The 21,338-nt window shown below is 38.9% G+C and carries 18 protein-coding genes; 4 read left to right on the plus strand and 14 right to left on the minus strand.

Annotated elements, in window-relative coordinates:
• Nucleotides 1-71: 71 nt before the first annotated feature.
• From ACFOUY_RS07650 to ACFOUY_RS07675, 6 genes are all read right to left on the minus strand, one after another.
• Complete coding sequence (locus ACFOUY_RS07650; RefSeq protein ID WP_378959899.1) at nucleotides 72-1,181, minus strand: alkene reductase; 1,110 nt, start codon at nucleotides 1,179-1,181, stop codon at nucleotides 72-74.
• A gap of 56 nt (nucleotides 1,182-1,237) precedes the next feature.
• Nucleotides 1,238-1,957 carry a pirin family protein gene (locus ACFOUY_RS07655; protein WP_378959900.1) on the minus strand — a complete coding sequence of 240 codons (720 nt, stop codon included), beginning with the start codon at nucleotides 1,955-1,957 and terminating at the stop codon, nucleotides 1,238-1,240.
• Nucleotides 1,958-2,267: 310 nt separating this feature from the next.
• Entirely contained in the window at nucleotides 2,268-3,041 is a 774-nt protein-coding gene (locus ACFOUY_RS07660; RefSeq protein ID WP_378959901.1) for an MBL fold metallo-hydrolase, read from the minus strand.
• A gap of 40 nt (nucleotides 3,042-3,081) precedes the next feature.
• A complete protein-coding gene (locus ACFOUY_RS07665) occupies nucleotides 3,082-4,530 on the minus strand; it encodes a hypothetical protein (protein ID WP_378959902.1) in 1,449 nt (482 codons plus the stop codon).
• Between the two features lie 26 nt (nucleotides 4,531-4,556).
• Nucleotides 4,557-5,825: an MFS transporter gene (locus ACFOUY_RS07670; protein WP_378959903.1), complete on the minus strand. Its 1,269-nt coding sequence runs from the start codon at nucleotides 5,823-5,825 to the stop codon at nucleotides 4,557-4,559.
• 21 nt (nucleotides 5,826-5,846) lie between these two features.
• A complete protein-coding gene (locus ACFOUY_RS07675) occupies nucleotides 5,847-7,586 on the minus strand; it encodes a thiamine pyrophosphate-dependent enzyme (protein ID WP_378959904.1) in 1,740 nt (579 codons plus the stop codon).
• Between the two features lie 538 nt (nucleotides 7,587-8,124).
• Here ACFOUY_RS07675 and ACFOUY_RS07680 point away from each other — a divergent pair.
• Complete coding sequence (locus ACFOUY_RS07680; protein ID WP_378959905.1) at nucleotides 8,125-8,895, plus strand: SDR family oxidoreductase; 771 nt, start codon at nucleotides 8,125-8,127, stop codon at nucleotides 8,893-8,895.
• Nucleotides 8,896-9,116: 221 nt separating this feature from the next.
• Here ACFOUY_RS07680 and ACFOUY_RS07685 read toward each other — a convergent pair whose 3' ends face one another.
• Genes ACFOUY_RS07685 through ACFOUY_RS07695 form a run of 3 tightly spaced genes read right to left on the minus strand, consistent with a single transcriptional unit; the run spans nucleotide 9,117 to nucleotide 10,910 of the window.
• Nucleotides 9,117-9,914: a helix-turn-helix domain-containing protein gene (locus ACFOUY_RS07685; RefSeq protein WP_378959906.1), complete on the minus strand. Its 798-nt coding sequence runs from the start codon at nucleotides 9,912-9,914 to the stop codon at nucleotides 9,117-9,119.
• Nucleotides 9,915-9,952: 38 nt separating this feature from the next.
• The gene (locus ACFOUY_RS07690) at nucleotides 9,953-10,096 is read right to left on the minus strand and encodes a hypothetical protein (RefSeq protein ID WP_378959907.1); all 144 of its coding nucleotides are present in this window, start codon (nucleotides 10,094-10,096) and stop codon (nucleotides 9,953-9,955) included.
• Nucleotides 10,086-10,910 (minus strand): SDR family oxidoreductase, encoded by an 825-nt coding sequence (locus ACFOUY_RS07695; protein ID WP_378959908.1) that lies wholly within the window; start codon nucleotides 10,908-10,910, stop codon nucleotides 10,086-10,088. Before ACFOUY_RS07695 ends, ACFOUY_RS07690 begins: the two co-directional genes overlap by 11 nt.
• A 1,091-nt stretch (nucleotides 10,911-12,001) precedes the next feature.
• Here ACFOUY_RS07695 and ACFOUY_RS07700 point away from each other — a divergent pair.
• The 3 genes from ACFOUY_RS07700 (at nucleotide 12,002) to ACFOUY_RS07710 (ending at nucleotide 17,533) form a co-directional block, all read left to right on the plus strand.
• Complete coding sequence (locus tag ACFOUY_RS07700) at nucleotides 12,002-14,269, plus strand: tetratricopeptide repeat-containing sensor histidine kinase (protein WP_378959909.1); 2,268 nt, start codon at nucleotides 12,002-12,004, stop codon at nucleotides 14,267-14,269.
• Nucleotides 14,270-14,576: 307 nt separating this feature from the next.
• Nucleotides 14,577-15,182, plus strand: a complete 606-nt coding sequence (locus tag ACFOUY_RS07705) for an FMN-dependent NADH-azoreductase (RefSeq protein ID WP_378959910.1) — start codon at nucleotides 14,577-14,579, stop codon at nucleotides 15,180-15,182.
• Between the two features lie 47 nt (nucleotides 15,183-15,229).
• A complete protein-coding gene (locus ACFOUY_RS07710; RefSeq protein WP_378959911.1) occupies nucleotides 15,230-17,533 on the plus strand; it encodes a multicopper oxidase domain-containing protein in 2,304 nt (767 codons plus the stop codon).
• Between the two features lie 192 nt (nucleotides 17,534-17,725).
• Here ACFOUY_RS07710 and ACFOUY_RS07715 read toward each other — a convergent pair whose 3' ends face one another.
• The 5 genes from ACFOUY_RS07715 to ACFOUY_RS07735 all read right to left on the minus strand — a co-directional run bounded on the left by ACFOUY_RS07715 (nucleotide 17,726) and on the right by ACFOUY_RS07735 (nucleotide 21,085).
• Entirely contained in the window at nucleotides 17,726-18,211 is a 486-nt protein-coding gene (locus tag ACFOUY_RS07715) for a GNAT family N-acetyltransferase (RefSeq protein WP_378959913.1), read from the minus strand.
• Between the two features lie 88 nt (nucleotides 18,212-18,299).
• Nucleotides 18,300-19,160 (minus strand): NmrA family NAD(P)-binding protein, encoded by an 861-nt coding sequence (locus ACFOUY_RS07720; protein WP_378959915.1) that lies wholly within the window; start codon nucleotides 19,158-19,160, stop codon nucleotides 18,300-18,302.
• Between the two features lie 296 nt (nucleotides 19,161-19,456).
• Nucleotides 19,457-19,894, minus strand: a complete 438-nt coding sequence (locus ACFOUY_RS07725; protein WP_378959916.1) for a nuclear transport factor 2 family protein — start codon at nucleotides 19,892-19,894, stop codon at nucleotides 19,457-19,459.
• Between the two features lie 100 nt (nucleotides 19,895-19,994).
• Nucleotides 19,995-20,579, minus strand: a complete 585-nt coding sequence (locus tag ACFOUY_RS07730; RefSeq protein ID WP_378959917.1) for a Crp/Fnr family transcriptional regulator — start codon at nucleotides 20,577-20,579, stop codon at nucleotides 19,995-19,997.
• An 86-nt stretch (nucleotides 20,580-20,665) separates the two neighbouring features.
• The gene (locus tag ACFOUY_RS07735) at nucleotides 20,666-21,085 is read right to left on the minus strand and encodes a putative quinol monooxygenase (protein ID WP_378959918.1); all 420 of its coding nucleotides are present in this window, start codon (nucleotides 21,083-21,085) and stop codon (nucleotides 20,666-20,668) included.
• Nucleotides 21,086-21,338: the final 253 nt, after the last annotated feature.

Raw genomic sequence — 21,338 nt, forward strand, 5'->3', positions numbered from 1 at the left:
TATCACAAATTTATATTTCCGATGTTCTTTAGTAAGGCTGATACTAGTGCAATCAGCCTTTTTGATTTTGATTAATTGTGCTCTTCAGCCAGATCTTCTAAAGTTGGGTAATCGGTATACCCTCTAAAATCTCCTGTATATAGCAATTCGACGTTCGGAAGCGCCAGTTCGGCATCTTTTTGAAAACGCTCTACCAAATCTGGATTTGCCACGAAGGGCATGCCGTAAGCTACAAGATCAGCATTTTGTGAATTTAACAGTTGTTCCCCATTGTGATGATCAAATCCTCCTCCGGCCATAAGTACGCCGTTGTAAAGCGGGCGGAAATATGTTGCTATATCTTTATAAGGTGCTGCATATGTACCCTCCACTGGCCCAGTAGGTCCCCAAACATGAAGGTAAGCAAGATTTAGTTTATTAAGCTCTTCAGCTAAATATCGGTAAGTCGGTTCAGTATCAGCGTTAGGTCTTAGCTTTCCAGAAATGGTAGCTGGACTAATTTTTAACCCTACCTTTCCCGGCCCCCAAACACTCACCGCCCCCGCCAATACCTCTAAAACAAATCTGCACCTGTTTTTTGCTGAACCTCCATATGCATCACTGCGCTGATTTGTCTCTGAACTTAAAAACTCTGGAATTAGATAGATATAGCCACCATGTATTTCGACCCCATCAAAACCGGCAAGCTTTGCATTTAGGCTAGCTTTTCGATAATCCTCAATAGTATTCCTGATATCCTCTAATGTCATTTCACGCGGAACAGGCGTATCCTTAAAGCTATCAATGGTAAACGTTTTCTCCTCAGGATTGATTGCTGATGGACCAATTGGCTGTTTACCATTAATGTGATCTGGATGAGACACTGCCCCTACGTGTGCAATCTGAAGAAATATTTTTCCTCCTTGCTGATGTACTGCATCAACTACTGGTTTCCACGCCTCAACTTGCTCGTCATTGTAAATTCCTGGTACATTGATGTATCCGATAGCATCCTCACTGATCCAACAGCCTTCGGTAATGATTAAACCAGCTGTCGCACGTTGTTTATAATAAGTAGCCATAACTTCATTTGCCAAAAGTCTGGAATTGGTGGCGCGACCCCTTGTCATTGGCGCCATGACTATTCGATTTTTTAACGTCAGGCTCCCCAAGGTGAATTCTGAAAATAGTTTATTATTCATTGTATTTCTTTATATTTTATTCTGGATTTTAACATCAAGAGATGTTAAAATTTATTTTATTCAACAAATGTTTCTATTAACTGGATATGTGAATCCTCAAGGATAGTCAACTTTAAGTCCGCTGGTTTGAATAGGAATATCGTATCCTGAGCCTCAAGAATGTTTTCTTCTACCTCAATCTTTCCATCAATCACATATACCATCACACCATTTCCAGACTGGTACAGATCGTAGCCCATTACTGTATATGCGTCGAACCTTCCTTTAGATAACCATGCTTCCTGCAATAATTTTAATGAATCTTTTTGCTCATCAGGTGAAATCTGGAGATCCCATTCATTTCTTTTATTCGAAGGCTTATTGGATTTAGTCTGCGTATTGGGAACCGTATTTTTTATTGCTGGTTGGAACCAAATCTGAAGGTTTCTAGCATGGCTTTCCTTTGAAGGGTTGCCCGAAGAATGTCTTATTCCGCTTCCACTGCTGATTACTTGAACATCATCTTGTTTAAGTTCTAGATCTGTATTCTTATCATCTTTTTGAAATTCACTACCCTCTAATACAATTGCGATCACCTCAAGATTTTGATGCGGATGCAGGCCAAGAAATCCCTCGGGACTTACAATATCATCGTTAAAGACAATCAAAGACCCAAAGTTTTCAGGTCGCCCAGTCCCAGGTCTACCGTTGCTAAATACTGATTGGATTTTGAAAGATTCGTTTCCAAAAACTCCTCGTTCGTTAGCTTTTACAATTAACGCTTTTTTTGTGCTCATGATTTATAAATTAAACTTTCTAGTTATACTAAGAGCGCTCAACTATAAACCAAATGGGATGGGAAACTGTTATTGAACTCTTATTTATAGTGTAAATTTATACCTATTTGATGAGCTGAAAATTGACAAATGATAAAAAAACAATTGACTTATATCAAGCAATAACTCGGTATTTAATAGATATAGACTAAGATTAATAATCATTTTAATGGAATTACTTTTACCCAGAAACAAGGTTTTCTGCCAAGTTTCTATAGTTATTTTTGAGAGTTGATAACCCTTATTAATATCCCTACTGAATTTATCGTTATTATTTTAGCAAGGTGCTAATCCCAAGCTCAAGAAGTAAAAGCCTCTTTTCGATTCCAAGTATTGCGAAAGCTTCTTTTAAAACCTCCCCACCTTCTGTATAATGAGACCATCCCTCGTAATGCAAAGGAATAATTTTAGATTTTTCAAATGCGATAGCCGTATCAATGGCGTCGTTTGAACCCATGGTAACGTTAAAAGGCCCTCTTGGCCTTGCTGCACCGGCGAAAATAAAAATATAATCAGGAGAAGCTTTCTCTGCAACTTCTTGAATGCCATGATAGAAGACAGTATCACCTGTAAGGTAGATGAAAGGAGCGTTATCGCCGTGTATGCCGATCAGAAATCCTATAACCTCGCCGGTTATCTTTTCACTTCCCGCAGGACCATGTCTGGCTGGGGTTGCGGTAATTTCGATTTCTTTGCCGCTTGGAGTCTTTATAACATACTTCTCCCATGGAGCCAGGCCTGCAGTTTTTCCGCCTAATCTTTTGGTGCCTGATTTTGTAGTCAGTGTGAGGACAGCCGATTCAAGAAATTTTTTGCCCAAATCGTCCAAATTATCATGATGCTGGTCATGGCTGAGTAGTACAACATCTATTTTTCCGGGATCTTCAATCGCTGGTCCCGTCAGTTTCGTTTCGGCAACTTTCTCACTTATTTTAAACGAGGTTCCTTTAGGATCCAGTGTTGGATCACTCATGAAACGTAGGCCCTCAATTTCAAGGATCACCGTTGGTCCACCCAGATAAATAGCATTGAATGAGTTTTTCATGATTTTTTGTGGGATTTAATTTTATTTAAAAAAAATCTGTTTAAAGATAAACCTGAGTAGAGATGATGTAACTTCCCTTGGAGCCGTTCTGACGGTCAGTGATTATAATAGGCCTGGTTTGATACTTAAAGGAAACTTTCGCATGATGGCCGTCCAAGAACAAATTACAACCAGCACTATAATATGTCAATGGAGCATTATTAAAACGCTCAAATTTTTGTAAACTAAATTCACCGAATACCTGAACTCTCATCTCACCAGGAGCCTGCGTTCTTTTTGGAAGCAGTATTCCAGCCTGAGAAAAGAAAATGTTACCTGTACCAATCAATGGTGCCAGATTACCAAAACCAGCCTGAGAAACTTCGCCAGTATAGTTAGCAGCTCTGCTTACATTTTCATTTATGATTGAGCCATTCCTTAAATATTTCGGACCAAAATTGTAATTGTAATAGGCCGTGTAAGAAGTGACTGCCCAGTTTTTTGATTTTGGACCGAATGGAATATCTGCGAAGATATCTGCTGAAAATAATCTGATATTGTGGTTAATCAGTGGTGCGCCTGCAATACCGCTTTGCTGCGTCGTTGTACCATTGTGCTGAAAATAATACCCAGCCCCGATGTTAAACACCTTTTTAGTGCCAACATATGTCCCAGTAGTATAGGGGAGCATATTGTTTTCCTTTTCGAGAAACTGCCAGCTAAAATAGCCTGTTGTAGACAGGTTTCCATCAGCATTATTATCTACTGCATATTGGTATTCACTGGAGCCATTAGGGAAATCAGCACTTGGATTTCTTACTGAAAAAGGTTTGTTAACTGCCCAGCGGTAACTCATTCTATCCAGATTTCCTTTTAAGTAAATGCCGAGCTGTCGTCCGAATTGATCCGAAGCGTCTACTAATGGCCAGTTATAAATAGGGACATCAACAGCAAGATAGTTAGCCGAACTGGCCGTACTCATTCTGCTAATACCCATCCAGTAATGTAATCCGGTTCCAATGTAGAGTGAAAAATTTTTCTGACTCCCAGTTTTGTAATCTTTATCTGGCAAAATAGTATACTCATTCCAAAGCTCGTGTAGATAAATCATCGGCTTTTTTCCCAATGTTCCACTGAAGTTATCTCCTCCATTTCCAGAATTACCGCCCCCTGCAGAACCTCCGCTCGAAAAGGATTGGTTATCAATACCGATGTCTGCCAAAATCAGATAGCGGGGACTTAATTGGCTATAGGTAAGCAAGCGGAACTGCCTTAAACTAAAATCAGTCCAGTTCTTTTTTTCGAACCCGCCGATCGAGGTACCAGGGTTTGCATTTGTATATCGAGCCCAGAAATTCCCCCAGGTCAGAATGCGGATATATTTTTTTCCCGCACTATCAAATTTTAAGGTCATACCATCCTTATATTCTGAAGAACCTCCCTGAGCAAGCAGTTCTATAGGAGCTGTTAAGATAAAAATAAACAGGAACATTTTTTTTGTATCTATCATGATGCATATGATTTAAACTTTTTTGATCAGCCTCTGAACACATGAGGTTTTATAAGCCTTTTTTGCCCTGTCTCCCTGATGATTAGGCTAGCGATTAACGCTGCACCCATTACCAAAAGCATGAAATTTCCGGCTTGCGTAAAATGGGTTTCGTGGTCGGTAACGGTTTCCAAAGTTTTACCGTATAATTTTCCAAATGTAGGCCCAAGGATAGCGGTAATGCCAAAGGTTAAAAAATTGATTCCTCCGGTTGCGCTTCCTTTAACGTGGTCGGGATTGGCTTCCTTTATAATCGAATAAGGCAGCATTGCAGCACCGGATGCGATTCCAAAAATTAACATAGAAATTACTGCAGGCATTAATGTGGGTACATAGATAAGCTGCGAAAAACTCATCATCATAATTAATATCCCAACGGAAATAACTGGCTTTCTTTTGCCTTTCAGATCGGAGATCCAACCCAGAAGCGGACATCCGACTACCCAACCCAACGGAACCATAGAGCAGACCAGTACGGCGGAGGAATAAGTGTAGTGGCGATCTTGTTGGAAAAAAGCCACCCCCCAGGTCATTGCGAAAATGGTTGTGGGCGCAAATAAAAGGCCTGAGATCAATCCACTCAGATAACTCTGAGTGTTGCTAAAAACAATTTTATAGGGAATAAATATATTTTTGAGTTCTCCTCGGTTTTCGGTATTTATCTGCTCTTTCGGTATTACAAAAAACATCATTAAACCAACTATTGCACATATAATACCCATCGCTAGCCAGAAAATACCAATACTTAGTCCTCCGTGAACGAGCTTGCCAACTGCAAACTGGCCAACAGATCCTCCAAGCATGCCCATGCACTGGGTAAATCCTATCGCTGTAGCAAGATATTTTGACGAAAATCCATGCGCCGCCAGATAAACGCAACCCGTAAATGCAAAAGCGGATCCTGCACCCTGGAGGAGTCGACCCAAATCCCCTAGAAATAAGCTGTGAGAGGCAAAAATCAAGCATCCAGCGGATAGTGTCAGCGTGCCTAAAGAAATTGGGTACCTCCCTCCAAATCTGTCCAGGCAGATTCCTGCAATTAAACTCGTTACCGAATAAGTATAATAATAAGTACCAAGCACGGTACTGACCATAAGGGTGCTGATCTTAAAATTATCTGAAAGTTGCGGAATCATGACCGCGGGAGATGACCTTGCCACATATTCTAAAAAGTAGAATACAAGCCCTAAGACCCAAGCAATAATAAACCCCCTTTTGGCTCCCTCCAGCATTGTGGATGATGTGTTGTTTTTCATCTTCTTTTGATAATATTTCTATTAATCTAAAATTTCTTTTAAATGTCTGTAATTGCTGCTTACAGTATCCAGTACCTCTTCAAATTTCCCTCCGAGCATCAGTTTGGTCATGGAAAGCGCCATACCTTCCATCATTTTGAGATCGATCTTGGGTGGCATTGCTAGCGCATTAGGATCAGTAAAAACGTTGATAAGCACTGGGCCCCTACATAAAAATGCTTCCCTAAGCAGAGACTCCAGGTCTTCGGGATCATGTATGCTCACTCCTTTTATACCCATTGCCTCCGCAACCATTGCAAAGTCTGGATTTGACATATCGGTTTGTGTGTCCATTAACCCCTGGACCTCCATTTCCAGTTTCACCATACCCAGCGAACGGTTATTAAAAACCACGATCATAATGGGCAGATCATATTGTTTAATGGTCGCCAGATCACCAAGCAACATTGATAAGCCCCCATCACCACAGAAGGCGATAACCTGACTATCAGGATAGCTCAGTGCTGCTCCAATTGCCTGAGGCATAGCATTTGCCATTGATCCATGAATGAAAGACCCGAGCATCTTCCTGTTTCCTTTGGCATGAACATACCTTGCTCCCCATACACAGCACATCCCGGTATCAACAGTGAAAATGGCATTTTCGTTAGCCAGTCGGTCCAGTTCGAAAGCAACCGCCTCTGGATGGATTTGATCATATTTTCCTTTGTCTGTTACGTATGAATTAAGGTGTTCTTTTACTTTTGTATAGATATGTAATTGCGCATCTAAAAATGAACTGTCTGTTTTCTTTTTGAGCAATGAAATCAAGGCAATTACAGTACTCTTAACATCCCCATAAATCCCCAAGTCCAGTTTGACTCTCCGTCCCAGATGCTCGGGTTTCACATCCACCTGAATCACGATTTTATCCTTTGGTAAAAAATTGGTATACGGAAAGTCTGTACCAAGCAAAAGAATTAAATCACTCTCATGCATACTGTGATAGGCGGAGGGTAATCCCAATAACCCGGTCATACCCACCTCGTATGGATTCTCTTTCTGAATGGCCATTTTACCTCTGAAAGAATAACCGACCGGCGCTTTTAGTTTCGCCGCAAGATTTATCACTTCTTCGTTCGCATCTGATGCGCCTATACCGCAAAAAATACAAATCTTGGGATATCTGTTTATCAATGCCGCCATTGAATGCAGTTCTTTTTGCATCGGAAGGATAGATGCTTGTGGGAAATAAAAGCCACGTTCAACAGGATTTTCTATTGCCTGCTGCGCCGCAACATCGCCAGGTAGCCCGATTACTGCGACCCCTCTGGCGTGCATTGCATGCTGAATTGCCGCCTGTGCCATTCTTGGCAACTGTGTCGGGGTCATTACAATCTGGTTGTACACGCTGCAGTCATCAAATAATTTGGTTGTATTGGTTTCTTGAAAGAAGCCCGTCCCGAATTCTGAAGTGGCACAGGTTGCCGTAATTGCTATTACAGGCAAACCTGACCGCTGCGCCTCATAAAGTCCGTTCAGTAAGTGCACATGACCTGGACCACTGCTCCCAGCGCAACAGCCAATTCCATTGAGCTCCGCCTCAGCTGAGGCGGCGAATGCTCCAGCTTCCTCATGTCGGACATGTATCCATGTTATAGCCGCATTTTTTCTAACGGCGTCATTAAGTTCATTTAAACTATCTCCAGTCACGGCATATATTCTTTTAACGCCAGCTTTGACTAACATCTCCACCAATTGTTCTGCTACCTTTTTTGACATTTTTTCTATGGTTTATGTGAATTATAAAAGTTTTGTTTCTATGTTCTATCAGCATGATTACGCCTACAGGTAAATTTTTACTAACTATTTTGTGGGCGGAACGAAATCACAAAAATTGTTTCCTTAATTATTAAGTTTAACAATGACCAGATAATGGTGCACAATCTTACTAAACTCAATTTAGCTGCCAATACATTTAGCCTTGATAATCTGTATGTTAGCATAATTGGGTGCTTTGCTTAGCTTTGTTATCTCGTGATCTGGCCACGTGCTAACGAAATCCCACGAAAGTCTTTTGGAATAGCTGCGAGCTTATAGGATGGTAATCCAGCAATTTCTGCATCTGTTCAAGAGAAGGGACATTAATTTTATTGTTATATCAATTCCCGCTGTGCCTTGGCGTTATTTCGTTCAACTGAAATTCTCAGCTTGTTTCTAACCAGTTGTTGTTAAGTTTATTAGGTGCTGGCATTGAAATTTCATTGATTAATAATTGGAAAACCATTTTTCAAGCTATAAAAAGTTTAAAAATATAACTATGAACAGGTTAAAAAATAAAGTGACTGTCATTACAGGAGGTAATAGCGGCATTGGCTATGGCATTGCGGAATCATTTAAGAACGAAGGGGCGGTTGGTACTGTTACTGGACGAAATCTCGACACTCTAAATCAGGCTACCCAACTTCTGGGCGGAAATTTTTTAGGTATTAAGGGAGATGTCACCAGTATAGCTGATTTAGCAAACATCTTCAGGAAAACCAATGAAAAGTATGGTAAAATTGACGCCCTGGTTGTCAATGCGGGAGGCGCTGTAGATGGTCATGCAATGGGTACTATAGATACTGTTACGGAAGAAAATTACGACGCCTGGATGAATCTTAATTTAAAGAGCGTTTACTTCACCGTTCAGAAAGCATTGCCCTACATGAATGACGGGGCTTCGATTATTCTCATCGGCTCAACTGCCGCCCACCTGGCCTCTCCGGGCATGGCGATTTATGGAGCAGCGAAAGCGGCTGTTATTTATCTAGCCAAAGGGTTGTCTCTGGATTTGTTGTCGAGAAAAATCCGCGTAAACGTGGTTTCGCCTGGTTCGATTGATACACCTGTTTTTGGGAAACTTGTGCCTGCAGAGGAGATAGAGCAGGTAAAAAAGTATTGGGCAGATATTACCCCAGTAGGAAGGCAAGGGTCGCCTGCTGATATTGGGAGTGCTGTCGTGTTTCTGGCATCTGAAGATTCAGCTTTCATTGTTGGTACCGAAATTTTATCTGATGGTGGTTTTACCAGTATGAGTCTGATGAAATGAGTGGGTAAAGATTCTGTTAATTAAAAAAAGCCACCTTCGAATAAAATTTCAGAGGTGGCTGATAAATTAATATAAGGTGATCACTTTTGGTTCTACGTATTCCTCAATACCGTATTTCCATGAGGTTCTGCCGATACCAGATTGTTAAATTCTCCAAATGGTGATCTAGTTTCTTTATTGACAACTGTGTTAACTGCTTTGTTGTATCTAATAATATGCTTTTAAGTTCTCACTATTGGAATTAGCGTACTGGGAGACTTTCCAAATTCTTTTTTAAATGCAAAGGAAAAATGAGAAAAATCTTCAAAACCTACTTCAAGATATACAACACTTGGTTTCTGGTGCTGTTGGGAAATCTGAAAATAGGCCTCTTCAAGGCGTTTCTTCTTAAGCCATTGCCCAGGCTGTACGCCGAAGGTTTTTTGAAAATCTCTTTTAAAGGAAGATAGGCTTCTACCGGTTAGGTAGGCAAACCTTTTCAAACTTACATTGAACCGAAAATTGCGGTTCATGTAAGTTTCGAGCTCAACCTTGTGTGGCATTCCGAAGTTGAAGAATATATTCGCCAGATCAGGTTCCGACTTCAGTAGGATGAGCAGTAGTTCTTCCCTTTTGATAGTTGCAAATGTTTCATCCAATTTCTGATCGCCAGAGTAGTAAGGCGCTAAGGATTGGATGTAATTCTTAATCAGCTTATTTTGTTCAATCGAAAGATAGGCATCCTGTTTGTTTGGAGCTTGAACTCGGTAGGCGTGCCGCTGAAAAAACTCTTGCAAAAATGGCTCATCAAAAGTGATGATAATTTTTTCAAAAGATCCATTGTCCTTTAACTTTGTATATCGTACCAAATGATTTTTTCTGGCCAGATAGCAATCTCCAGGGTTTATTTCGTAATTTTTGTGACCATCATAAGCTTTCATAGATCCCTTAAGTAGGTATAAAAAGTAATGCTCCTGAATTAATGATTCTGGAGATATTTCTGGGCCTAAATGGCAGGATTGTATATTGCTATCTTTCACTTAATGAATATAATGGTAAACAAAATTAGAAAAATAACCTATTTTAGACTATCTATACTTGCCAAGAGTGTTTCTTCCTTGCCTCGTGGATGCCAATTTAGTATTTCTTCAGCTTTTTTATACGATATTTCTACATAAAAATCTTTCGAAATGGGTTTTAAATCTGCAATTTTACTTGCCATTTCCGGACGTTCTTTTTTTGATAAGTTCAGCAATATCATAGATGGCAAATGAACCACTTGTTGTAGCCAAAAAGCGTTGTCCGTTTGCATCAGGATGTAACATTGCCTTAATATGAATGTCTGCAACATCTCTAACATCGACTGCTCCGAAAGTAAACAAAGGTGTTTCTTTAACTACACCTTCGATAATGGAGTTAAGCAAGTCTTGAACGACTGGATAAATACCTCCAATAACGGGACCGGTGATTCCCACTGGATTAATTACGGTAAGTTCTAAATCGCCACCTTCACTTTTCATAAAATCCCAAGCTGCTTTTTCAGCAATCACTTTTGATTTGATATATGGTTCGATAGGCGCATTTTCATCTGTCCAATCTTCTTCGGTGAAAATATGGTTTTTCGGGTCAATACTATAACCAACTGCCGCAAATGAAGATGTGAGCACAACACGTCTTACCCCTGCTTTTTTTGCCGCTTTCAAGACTCTCAAAGCACCATCACGAGCAGGAATAATGAGGTCATTCTCGTCTTTGGGCTGTATCGCAGGAACCGGGGAAGCAATATGTAAAACATAATCACAATCCTTAACAGCTTCGTCCCAACCTGTATCGCTTGTTAAATTAGCTTCAAAAAAAGTAAGGTCTTCAAAGTTTGTAATACCGCTTTCTCTTAAAGTGTTCAGAATTTCATCTTTTCGACTAAAAGAACGCAATGTGGTATTCACCTTATAGCCCTGTTGCAATAATTGTAAAACAGTATGAATCCCCACAAATCCGGTTCCACCTGTTACTAATACTAATGTTGATTTTTTCATTTTTGAATGTGTATTTATGTGAATAATAATTCTTTTGTTTGTGATACAAAATTAGGTCTTTAAACCTCTGTGTATTTTGTTGTGGAGTTCAAATTTAATTTGTTGTGAGGTTCAAAATATCTGTAAAACAAAGAACAATGCAACTAAGTGAAGGATCAATACAAAATACTTAAACTGTCTTTATCGAAGTTTTTTAGGTCATCTTCCTTTCTATCTCTTATTTTTTGTATCCATCTATAATCCTGCAAAAGCGCTTTTACTTCTGAAAATTCTGCATAATAATTATTTTGGTTGAATGTTAAAAATTCTGAATCTCACATTTTTATTATCACCGTAATTTTTATAGTCAATATTAATTCCTGAAATTAATAGCTTGTTAATTAGTGGTTTGTACTAATTCTATGATTTTTACACAATCAATATATCGCTAAATGACTCTTTGGTATTGAAATATCATTATCTGGGTGCCAAAATTTAAAGGATCTTTAAAATTCAAGATTACTGCCAATGGATAATTAAAGAAAACTCTTTTAGCGTTGGTTGGCATGATGAATTTCAATGCGATGAACTGAGACTCCTGAATTCCTTAATGCATTTTGTGCCATTCCGTATGTGTCGAAAGAAAATGTAGAGGAAATTTTATAAGAACGATTCGGTTCGGTAAGCTAAGATTCACACTTTTTAAGGATTATCTTCATTGGCTGTCTGATTGAATAAAGAATGGTAAGTTTTATCACAATGGGAGAAATTTTTTGGCTGTACTAGTCCGTAATTTTTTAAATTGACTGACGAATGGGGGCGTGCATTCAGTGCTTGAATGGTTCATGGTGACTACATTTTTTTTATAAATTATTGCTATTTCAATAATTCATTCCGGAAATGCGATATCAAGCTGTTAATCTCTAAGGGGTAAAATACAAGTAGTTGATAATCAAATGCTATTTGAGTGGAATGGTTTTTCTACGTGTTTTGTAAAATCAGTAGAGTAAACGTCTTCGATACTAAATGATAAAAAATTAGTGACATGTAAAACTAGGCTAGGCCAGCTTACTTTATAAAACTAATTCAACCAATACTAAAAGATTCTAACCTTGAAAAAAACTCTAATTCTCGCCCTCATTTTCAGCTGCCTGGTGATTAAATCTTATAGCCAGAATATTACCAATAACCTGACCACAAAACAGGCTGACGGTCTACGCGACAGCATTGGCGGACAAATGGCCGATCCAAAGAAATTTGATGGCTATCTCAGACTGGCGATGTATAATATACTAAAGCCTGGATCGGAGAAGTCCGATATGGACAGTGCAGCCGGTTATATTAATTTAGCCCAGAAAATTTTGCCACTCCGCAATCCGGAATATTCCGGATACCTAAATTTAGTGAAATCGCACTTATTCAGAGAAAAGGGTCAACGCCAGGATGGTAAAATATCTGCCGAAAAGGCGCTGTCTCAATTAAATGGTACAAACGATAAGTATCATCTTGCGCTTTCTTATTTTGAACTGGCGCAATATAGCGACGACTTGCAGGGTTTGGAAAGAAAAGCAAAAATAAAATTACTGGAGCGTGCGATTTTCTCGCTTGAAGGCACCAGATACCTGGAGTTGAAAGCCTTTATGTTAAAGGATTTGGCAGAGCTTTATAGTAGTGTTTTTCAATCCGAAAAAGCGATGCACTTAGTGCAATTATCACTTGATACTTATAAATCGATTGGTTACAAAAAATTACAAGGTGTATATACCCTTTTCGGAGCCCTTTACTACGAAGCTGGTAATTATCATAAAGCATTATCTAATCTGTTACTTGCTCAACGTACTGCTGAGCGTCTAAATGATCAATCAATGCAGATGTGTCAAATTTATAATATTATTGGAGTGACTTATGGGGTACTGTCTGAGAGAAAAAATGGAATACCATTTTTTAAAAAGGCGTTAAATATTGCCAAACTGAATCACGATGAAGGTGCTATTGCCCTACTTTTGATGAATATTGTTGATAGCTATAATAAATTGGCTGACTACCGAAATGCCCTTGTAATGATTAAACAGATCGAAAAAGAAAACCCTGCTTCTTTAAACAGTAAAGATCCCTTTCTTCTTCCATTATGTTATCTTCGCACATACAATAATTTAAAGGAATTTGATAAAGCTAAAAAATACGCTGAAATACTGCTTAAGTTAAAATTCTTTGGTATGGATGAGGTTACCACCACCAGTAATATTAGTCACGAACTGACAAGATATTATACCTTCACTCATAATTACAAACTTGCAGATTACTATTTAAAAAAAACAAAGTCAATTGCTCAAAGACTAAAAGATCCCTTCAAGATTAGAGAAACATATTACCAGTCCTTTAAATTGGATTCTGTTAAAGGGAATTACAAACAGGCAATCAATAATCTGCTATCCTTCAGAAAAATTAGCGATTCACTTTTTAATGAATCAAAAAGTAAACAAATCAAACAGCTTGAAATTCAATATGAAACTGAACAAAAGGAAAGTGAAATAAGGAATAAAGATCACAATATCGTTTTGCTTAAACAGAAAAACATGTTGCAACAAATGAGGCTGCAAAAGGCTAATTTGGTACGCAACGTAACTATAGCAGGTATAGCGGTTTTATTGATTATTGTTTTGCTGATGGTAAGACAGTTTAGACACAAACAACATATCAACGCAATCACCCTGGAGAACAATATTCTCATAACCCAAAAAAATGAACTTTTGGAGCGTTTGTTAAAGGAAAAAGAATGGCTTTTAAGGGAGGTTCACCATCGTGTCAAAAATAACCTTCATACCGTGATCTGCCTACTTGAATCTCAGGCTGCCTATCTCAAGGGAGATGCGCTTGAGGCAATTGAAAGTAGTGAACATCGTATCTATGCCATGTCCTTAATACACCAAAAACTCTATCAAACCGACGATATAAAAACTGTCGATATGTCTTCGTACCTGCCCGAACTTATTGGTTATCTCAAAGATAGTTTCGGAATGCAAAATAAGTTAACGTTCAGCCTTGATATTGACCATGTTAAACTTGGCATATCCCAGGCGATTCCAATTTCACTAATCGTAAATGAAGCGATAACGAATTCTTTCAAATATGCTTTTACAGACGATAGCAAGGGAACAATCAAAGTTATAATGAAACAGGACGAGAAAGAGATAAAATTAATAATTTCGGATAACGGGGTGGGTATAGACATGGCCATTGTCAATGATACCCTGCAATCACTCGGGCTTAGATTAATGAAAGGTCTTAGTGAAGATCTTGAGGCTGATATAAAATTTGAGAATTCGGGAGGAACTAAAATATCTATAACGTTTAAACCAGACCCGCTAATGTCCGCTTAATCCTGTGATGAGTTTATAAAGCTCATCAGAGTCACTTGCTTTTCTGAGTTTAGAAAAATCTGGTTTGTAAAGACAATACCTATTTGTTCAAGATTTAATACCGTAAAATTCTGATAAATGAATGCCTGCGTACTGCCCTAAATATCGCTATTTCATTAATAATGGGCTAAAAGACGAAATCTCAAGCCAAATTTTTGATTTAAATATTATTAATTAGTTGATTATTAGTCTTTTGATTTTGGTTCGAGTTTGGAGTATTGGTTTGTGAATGTAAAATCGCATTCTCAAACATAATAATCGGTATCAAATGAAAGTATTACATCTCATCTCTAGCCCTCGCGGGAATTCTTCCTTTAGTATAAAACTAGGAAACGCCATTATTGAAAAATTAAAATCAGTCAACGCCGTCGACGCTGTGGTTGTGAAAAATTTGACGGACAAACCATTTCCCCATCTTGAGGAAGTGCACCTGAACTCATTTTTCACGCCCGCCGAAGAAAGGACGGCTGATCAGCTTGTTGCAATTAAACATTCTGAGGATGCAATCTCTGAAATCAACGACGCAGACATTATTGTTATTGGTGTACCAATGTACAATTTCGGAATCCATTCAACCCTAAAAGCCTGGATCGACCATATCGCCCGAGCGGGCATTACCTTCGTTTACACAGCAGAAGGGCCGAAAGGTCTTATAAAAAACAAAAAAGTCTACTTAGCAATTGCCTCGGGAGGTATCTATTCCCAAGGAGCATATAAAAGTTTCGATTTTACGGAACCCTACTTAAGGGTCATTCTTGGATTTCTTGGAATAGAAGATATTACAACTCTGCGTGTGGAGGGACTTAATATCGATGGGGTAAAGGAATCTGCAATGGAAAAAGCGATAGCCGAAGTTGATCAGGTGATCAAATAAATTTAGTATTCCATTTTGCGCAGTTGAAAGAATAAAAGTTAAAGATTATGGAAAGAATTAGCGCTATACTATTGTTGTTGTTTTTGACTGTTTCGCTCAGCTTATTTGGACAGAGAAGCAGGCCATTTCCCGATGGGGGTATTATAACCACCAAGAATGAGGGTGTCAAACTTTCTGGAAAAACTGTCCGTTATGATCTTTATGTTAGAGACACAGTGGTTAATTATACTGGAAAAAGACGGAATGCTATAGCGATAAATGGTGGTATACCCGCTCCCACATTACAGTTCACAGAAGGGGATACAGCAGAAATTTACGTCCACAATGAACTCAAGACTGAAACATCCATCCACTGGCATGGATTACGCCTACCCAATCAGTATGACGGCGTACCTTATCTCACCACAAGCCCAATAGCTGCGGGAACAATCCATAAGTTTGTATTTCCATTAATTCAGAATGGTACTTACTGGTACCATAGCCACACCAAGTTACAGGAGCAAAGCGGTATGCATGGCGCTTTTATTATTCGCAAACGAGAGCCAGAACGGCAGAAGGAATTTACTGTATTGCTAAGTGATTGGACTGACATGAAACCAAAAGAGGTGCAGCGCAGCCTTCATAATCAAAGTGATTGGTTTGCCATTAAAAAAGGAAGTACCCAAAGTTATGCCGAGGCATTGAGATCTGGGCATTTCAGTACAAAAATTAATAACGAGTGGAAAAGAATAGCCGCTATGGATGTGAGCGATGTTTATTATGAGAAATTTCTGATTAACGGGAAACCTTTTCAGGTGATACCTGATTTAAAGCAAAATGATAAAATAAGATTAAGGATAATCAACGGAAGTGCTTCGACTTATTTCTGGCTGGCTTTTGCTGGCGGTAAAATAACAGTGGTCGCTAATGATGGGCAGGACGTGCGCCCCGTAGAAGTCGATAGGCTTATCATCGGTGTTTCAGAAACCTATGATATCGTAGTAACCATTCCGAAAAATATGAAATATGAATTTCTAGCAACCTCGGAAGATCGGACGTCCTCTACGTCATTATGGCTGGGCGAGGGTATGGAAATGCCAATGAAACGCCTCCCGCCATTGAATTATTTTAAAGGCATGGCCATGATGAACGGCATGATGGGTATGAACGGGAGTATGAAGGAGATGAAAATGAGTTATCAGTTGATGGATATGAATAAGGTGATGTATCCTGAAATATCGGCAGATAAGATGGCCAATATTAAAATGGTAGGAAGCCAGATGAGTGCTAATTCCTCCATGGCGGGAATGGACATGGGCAACCAGACATCCAAAACAGTAACCCTAAACTACACGATGTTAAAGGCGCTCAAAAATACTTCTCTGCCTGATTGGCCTACTAGAACAATGAATTTTGAACTCACGGGCAATATGAACCGTTACGTCTGGACGATAAATAATAAAGCTGTTTCCGAAACAGACAAAATTCTGATTAAGAAGGGAGAAAACATACGTATTGCATTGTTTAATAATACTATGATGAGGCATCCTATGCACTTACATGGGCATTTTTTTAGGGTTTTAAATGGTCAGAAAGAATTTGCTCCGCTAAAAACAGTATTGGATATTTTGCCAATGGAACGGGATACCATAGAATTTGCTGCATCCGAAAGTGGAGACTGGTTTTTCCATTGTCATATCCTCTATCACATGATGAGCGGTATGGGAAGAGTGTTCAGCTATGAAAATTCCCCACCAAATCCAGAGATTCCAAATCCTGAACAATCTTACAAAAAACTCAAAGCTGACGATAAAATGATCCATACCATGGCAAGAGTAGGGATAGAGAGCAGTGGTAGTGATGGCTCAGTGGTGCTGGCCAACACCAGGTACCGCTTTTCCACCGAATGGCGAGTTGGATTCAATAAAATAGACGGTTGGGAATCCGAGAGCCATTTTGGTAGGTATATCGGAAAAATGCAATGGTTTTTTCCTTATGTGGGTTGGGATTTCCGAAGGCGAACCGTAGACCCGGAAGAAAAAAATATCTTTGGGCAGTCCAGAGATCCAATGGATAATATCTTTGGACAGGAGAACTCAAAAAATTTCAGACAAGTTTTCCACGTCGGTTTTCAGTATACTCTTCCAATGCTGATTATAGCAGATGCCTCTATTGATCATACTGGAAATGTGAGGTTTCAGCTTATCCGGGAGGATATTCCGCTCTCCAAGAGATTGAGAATGAATTTTATGGTTAATACGGATAAAGAATATATGGCTGGACTGAGATTCGTTGTAACTAAGTATTTTTCCTTATCCACTCATTATGATAGTGATATGGGCTATGGCGCAGGCATAACACTAACATACTAAATATTGGAAAATGTAATGCAGTTAAAAAAAATATGGGCTTGAAAATGAAAGCAACCCAAATAATGAGCATCAGTTCTTTCTCGGTTCTGTTGTATTCGCTTACATTGAAAACACTTGCCAAAAACTTTTCAAATAATTTTTGGAAAGGTGCTGGTTGAAAAATATTGCTGTTTTAGCAATCAAGGAATGGTATTATAACTTTAGCATAAAAATTTTAGAGTTTCGGTCAGGGTATGAATAGCCTTTGGGAAGGGTAGATCCTATTGGTAGTTCAATAAATCCATTTCTAACATAAAATCTGTGAGATGCCACTGCGATCGATGGGGTGTCGAGGAAAACAAATTCCATACCCGTTTCTAATGCGAACTCTTTGAGCTTGTCGAAAAGTTTCTGTGCGATCCCCACTTCTGATCCCCTAAAATCCTTTGCCACGAACATCTTCCTGAGCACCCCATTGCGGTCATCTATTTTTTGAAAGCCAATCGTACCATAAATCTTAGCTTCAGCCGTAGCAATCCAAAATCCTCCAGAACTGTAGAACTTGTTCAGATCCAAAAGATCAGGTTGCTCTTCAGGTAGAAAGCCCAAGCCAAACTCTCCATTTTGTATGCCAAGAACAAAATCACGAATCTGGGTTTCTTCCCATTTTAAATATCTTCTAACTATGATTTTTTCCATCTGTTCGTTTAAGGCATTAATTTACCATTTGAAAATTAATATCGTCTTCCTGCTTAGTTCTAAGGGAAGCTATCTATAGCCGCTGGAATCAAGCATAATATTTATAAAGAAATTTCTCTAAAGATAATGGTTCCCGTCCAATCAGTGTAGCGAGGGTAGGATCACAAGCTTCCAGCTCCCCATTCTGAATCGCATCAGACCAATCTGCACTAAAGGTGGCAGCCTGCAATGGTAAGCCTATTTTAAGCATTGCCTGAATATAGTTTTCTCTATTGAAATTTAAGAATGGAACTTTTTCTCCGTGCAGATTCGAAAGTATTTTGGCAATATCCTCACCCGACCAGTTCCTGACATTTGAAAACGTTATTTCTTGATTATTATAAAGTTCTGAAATTGCAAGTGCGGCAAGCCCTTCACCAAGTTCGTCTCTTGATACAAAAGCTGTCCTACCATTTCCGGTTGGAATGGAAACACCATCAGCCAGCACATTGGAGCCTAAAAAAAAGGTAAGTGATTCCGCGTAAAGATTGTTGTTGACAATTGTGTAGTCAATTCCAGATTCTCTTATTAACTTCTTGGTCGCAATTTCCGCTTCGGTGACTTCTGGCAACAGGAAATGACTTTCAGGCTTTTGTTGAATACTGGTGTAAATTATTTTCTTAACACCACAGGCAACTGCCGCTTTGATTGCGTTAGACTGTTGTAAAATACGGTCGGAGAAAGCAGGCGCAGATATCAGTATCAATGTTTGAACGCCTTCGAAAGCGGTTAGCAACGACTCGAAATCCAGGTAGTTGCCTTTGCGAATATTGATGCCTCTCTTTATGAGGTCAGTTGAACGTTCTATTCTGTGTGTCATTCCCCAGATGTTGGATTTTGGGCTCAATTTTATCAGCGACTCTAGAGTAGCTTGACCAAGGCCGCCGGTAGCGCCAGTGACTAGTATCATAATTTTCTTATTTAATGTTTGTGTAAATATTACTGATCAATAAATATTTAGCCTAAACGGCTAAACCTGTTATATTTTAAAATTTTAGTGCCAATATTGATTTTTTTAAATCTCTATTTCGTCAAAAAATACTAAGCACTTTATATATCAATAGTCCGTGCAAAAACTCAACTCCATTATTTAATTAACCGCCATACCAACTCCTGTTAAGTCAAGGGTACATTTGGATTAGCTGATTGGAAAGTGTAAACTGTATTATCGCTCAATAATGTGACCTGTATAAATCCCAGAGTAAACTACTGGTCATTTATTGGCAGCTGAGAGGCGACCTCTGGGAACATACTTTTGATAACGCGGATCATATCCAAAGATTCCCGGAGCAAGAGTATCTTTCCATTATCAGCAACAAGTCTTCCCGCATAAGTCTGATAGTAGGGCAACTTTGTTGCCGTTACGCTGCCTATAACATCATATTCTGCGAACACTTGATTAGGTGTGTCGATGTATATGTTTACGTTTGCAAATTTAAATTCAGGGAATAAGTTCGGAATGCCCTTGAGAAACACATCAATGGCGTTTTTTCCCTTCCATTGCCAGGGCATTCCCAGGCTATTGAGAAAGGGTAGTTCGATAACCGCTTCTGGTGAAAATAATTCTAGCGCAATCTCAGGATTTCCGATATGCTCCATATAATCCAAAAGCAATTCTTTTGCGGTTTTCACTTCGTTTATCATATTAGCATGCGTTCATACTAAACTATTACATTGAAAAATCTGTGCCGAAGTTGGCGCAGGATTGAAAGTGCTGATGGATGAATTCTATTTTTCCCTTCAGCTAGCTTCTCTTTTTCTTAGTTGTATTTCTTATACGGCTAAGGGTTTCAGGAGTCATACCCAAGTATGAGGCAATCATATGTTGGGGAACCAGGGTTGCCAGCTTCGGTCTTCGCTTCAAAAAATCGAGATATTTTTCCTCTGCGGTAAAGCTTATTGCGGAGTGAATCCGGTTTTGGGAAACAATAAAGGATTTTTGTATCAGCACATTCACCAACTCTCCAAGTTTAGGGATTTCAGTGCATAGCATCTCAAAGTTGTCCTTTGTAATCTGTATAACTTCTGAATCCGTAACTGCGTCAATATAATAGTTGGATGGCTCCTGGAGCATGTAACTCTCCCGGTCGCCACTCCAATAATTCTCGGTGGCAAAGTATACAATATGTTCCTCGCCTTTTTCATCAACGCGGTAGTTGCGCAAGCAACCTTGCGTGACAAAGGCAACAAAATTACACAGTTCTCCTTCCTGCAACAGATATTGACCCTTCCTGAGCTTTCTTATTCTGGAAACCCTCTGGATGATTTTATAGTCGTCAAGAGATAAAGCGATCTTATCCTGCAGATAAATGTAAAACGAGTCGGACACATGGCAAAACTAGCCAAAATTTATATTTATCCAATTCAGAATATTACTTTCCAATATTTAGTGATCTTTCCCAGAAAGTACGATTTCTATCTTTTCTTTTTATAGGAGCCTAGTACCTTGTAAGCCGCAGGACTTCTATCTACGTTGAGTTCTTTCAGTTTTTTCTCATACTCCAAAGCATAGGGCTTTTTCATTTGAACTGTTAAGAAATGTTCGATATTATCGTTCCATGTTTCATTTACAAGAAATTCCCCAGGCTTACCAAGCTCCTGATAAACTTTGGCTTCCACGAAATTCGGTTCGTTGCTGATGGTGTCAAATAGATCGAGCAAAACCTTTCTAAACTTTTCTGAATTTTCGGGACTTGCTTTAAATTTGATATTTAAAACAAGCTGTTTAGAATCGGGCTTTTGCTCTTGTGCTTCGACTTTAAACTGGAGCATCGCTATCAAGAAGGATATAAAGAAAATTTCCTTCAAGTTTCCGGTATTAAAAATATGTTTCATTGTATTAAGTATTATTTATTCAAATCTAAATGGTTATTCAATAAAGAAAATTGATATTTCATAACAAATCAATTGATATTAATCAATTCGGGGGGTAAACTTGATCGTATTGACTAATTGCAATTTTCATGTTTTTTTCTCTACGCATCACTGATGCTTTTCCTGGGGCATGTATTTGGCCCTTCGGCACTTGATTTGCAAACGATAGTAACGTTTATATAAAAAAGGATAGGTGAGCTTCTCATCTGAACTT

It is taken from the genome of Pedobacter jamesrossensis, from assembly GCF_042650905.1.
In the GTDB taxonomy this organism is placed as follows: domain Bacteria; phylum Bacteroidota; class Bacteroidia; order Sphingobacteriales; family Sphingobacteriaceae; genus Pedobacter; species Pedobacter jamesrossensis.

Excerpts from the sequence above, each read along its gene's own strand:
- ACFOUY_RS07735 (WP_378959918.1), bottom strand. The coding sequence starts at position 21,085 with ATGAAACATATTTTTAATACCGGAAACTTGAAGGAAATTTTCTTTATA.
- ACFOUY_RS07660 (WP_378959901.1), bottom strand. The coding sequence starts at position 3,041 with ATGAAAAACTCATTCAATGCTATTTATCTGGGTGGACCAACGGTGATC.
- ACFOUY_RS07650 (WP_378959899.1), bottom strand. The coding sequence starts at position 1,181 with ATGAATAATAAACTATTTTCAGAATTCACCTTGGGGAGCCTGACGTTA.
- ACFOUY_RS07680 (WP_378959905.1), top strand. The coding sequence starts at position 8,125 with ATGAACAGGTTAAAAAATAAAGTGACTGTCATTACAGGAGGTAATAGC.
- ACFOUY_RS07695 (WP_378959908.1), bottom strand. The coding sequence starts at position 10,910 with ATGAAAAAATCAACATTAGTATTAGTAACAGGTGGAACCGGATTTGTG.
- ACFOUY_RS07725 (WP_378959916.1), bottom strand. The coding sequence starts at position 19,894 with ATGATAAACGAAGTGAAAACCGCAAAAGAATTGCTTTTGGATTATATG.
- ACFOUY_RS07720 (WP_378959915.1), bottom strand. The coding sequence starts at position 19,160 with ATGATACTAGTCACTGGCGCTACCGGCGGCCTTGGTCAAGCTACTCTA.
- ACFOUY_RS07705 (WP_378959910.1), top strand. The coding sequence starts at position 14,577 with ATGAAAGTATTACATCTCATCTCTAGCCCTCGCGGGAATTCTTCCTTT.
- ACFOUY_RS07690 (WP_378959907.1), bottom strand. The coding sequence starts at position 10,096 with ATGGCAAGTAAAATTGCAGATTTAAAACCCATTTCGAAAGATTTTTAT.
- ACFOUY_RS07710 (WP_378959911.1), top strand. The coding sequence starts at position 15,230 with ATGGAAAGAATTAGCGCTATACTATTGTTGTTGTTTTTGACTGTTTCG.
- ACFOUY_RS07715 (WP_378959913.1), bottom strand. The coding sequence starts at position 18,211 with ATGGAAAAAATCATAGTTAGAAGATATTTAAAATGGGAAGAAACCCAG.
- ACFOUY_RS07675 (WP_378959904.1), bottom strand. The coding sequence starts at position 7,586 with ATGTCAAAAAAGGTAGCAGAACAATTGGTGGAGATGTTAGTCAAAGCT.
- ACFOUY_RS07665 (WP_378959902.1), bottom strand. The coding sequence starts at position 4,530 with ATGATAGATACAAAAAAAATGTTCCTGTTTATTTTTATCTTAACAGCT.
- ACFOUY_RS07655 (WP_378959900.1), bottom strand. The coding sequence starts at position 1,957 with ATGAGCACAAAAAAAGCGTTAATTGTAAAAGCTAACGAACGAGGAGTT.
- ACFOUY_RS07670 (WP_378959903.1), bottom strand. The coding sequence starts at position 5,825 with ATGAAAAACAACACATCATCCACAATGCTGGAGGGAGCCAAAAGGGGG.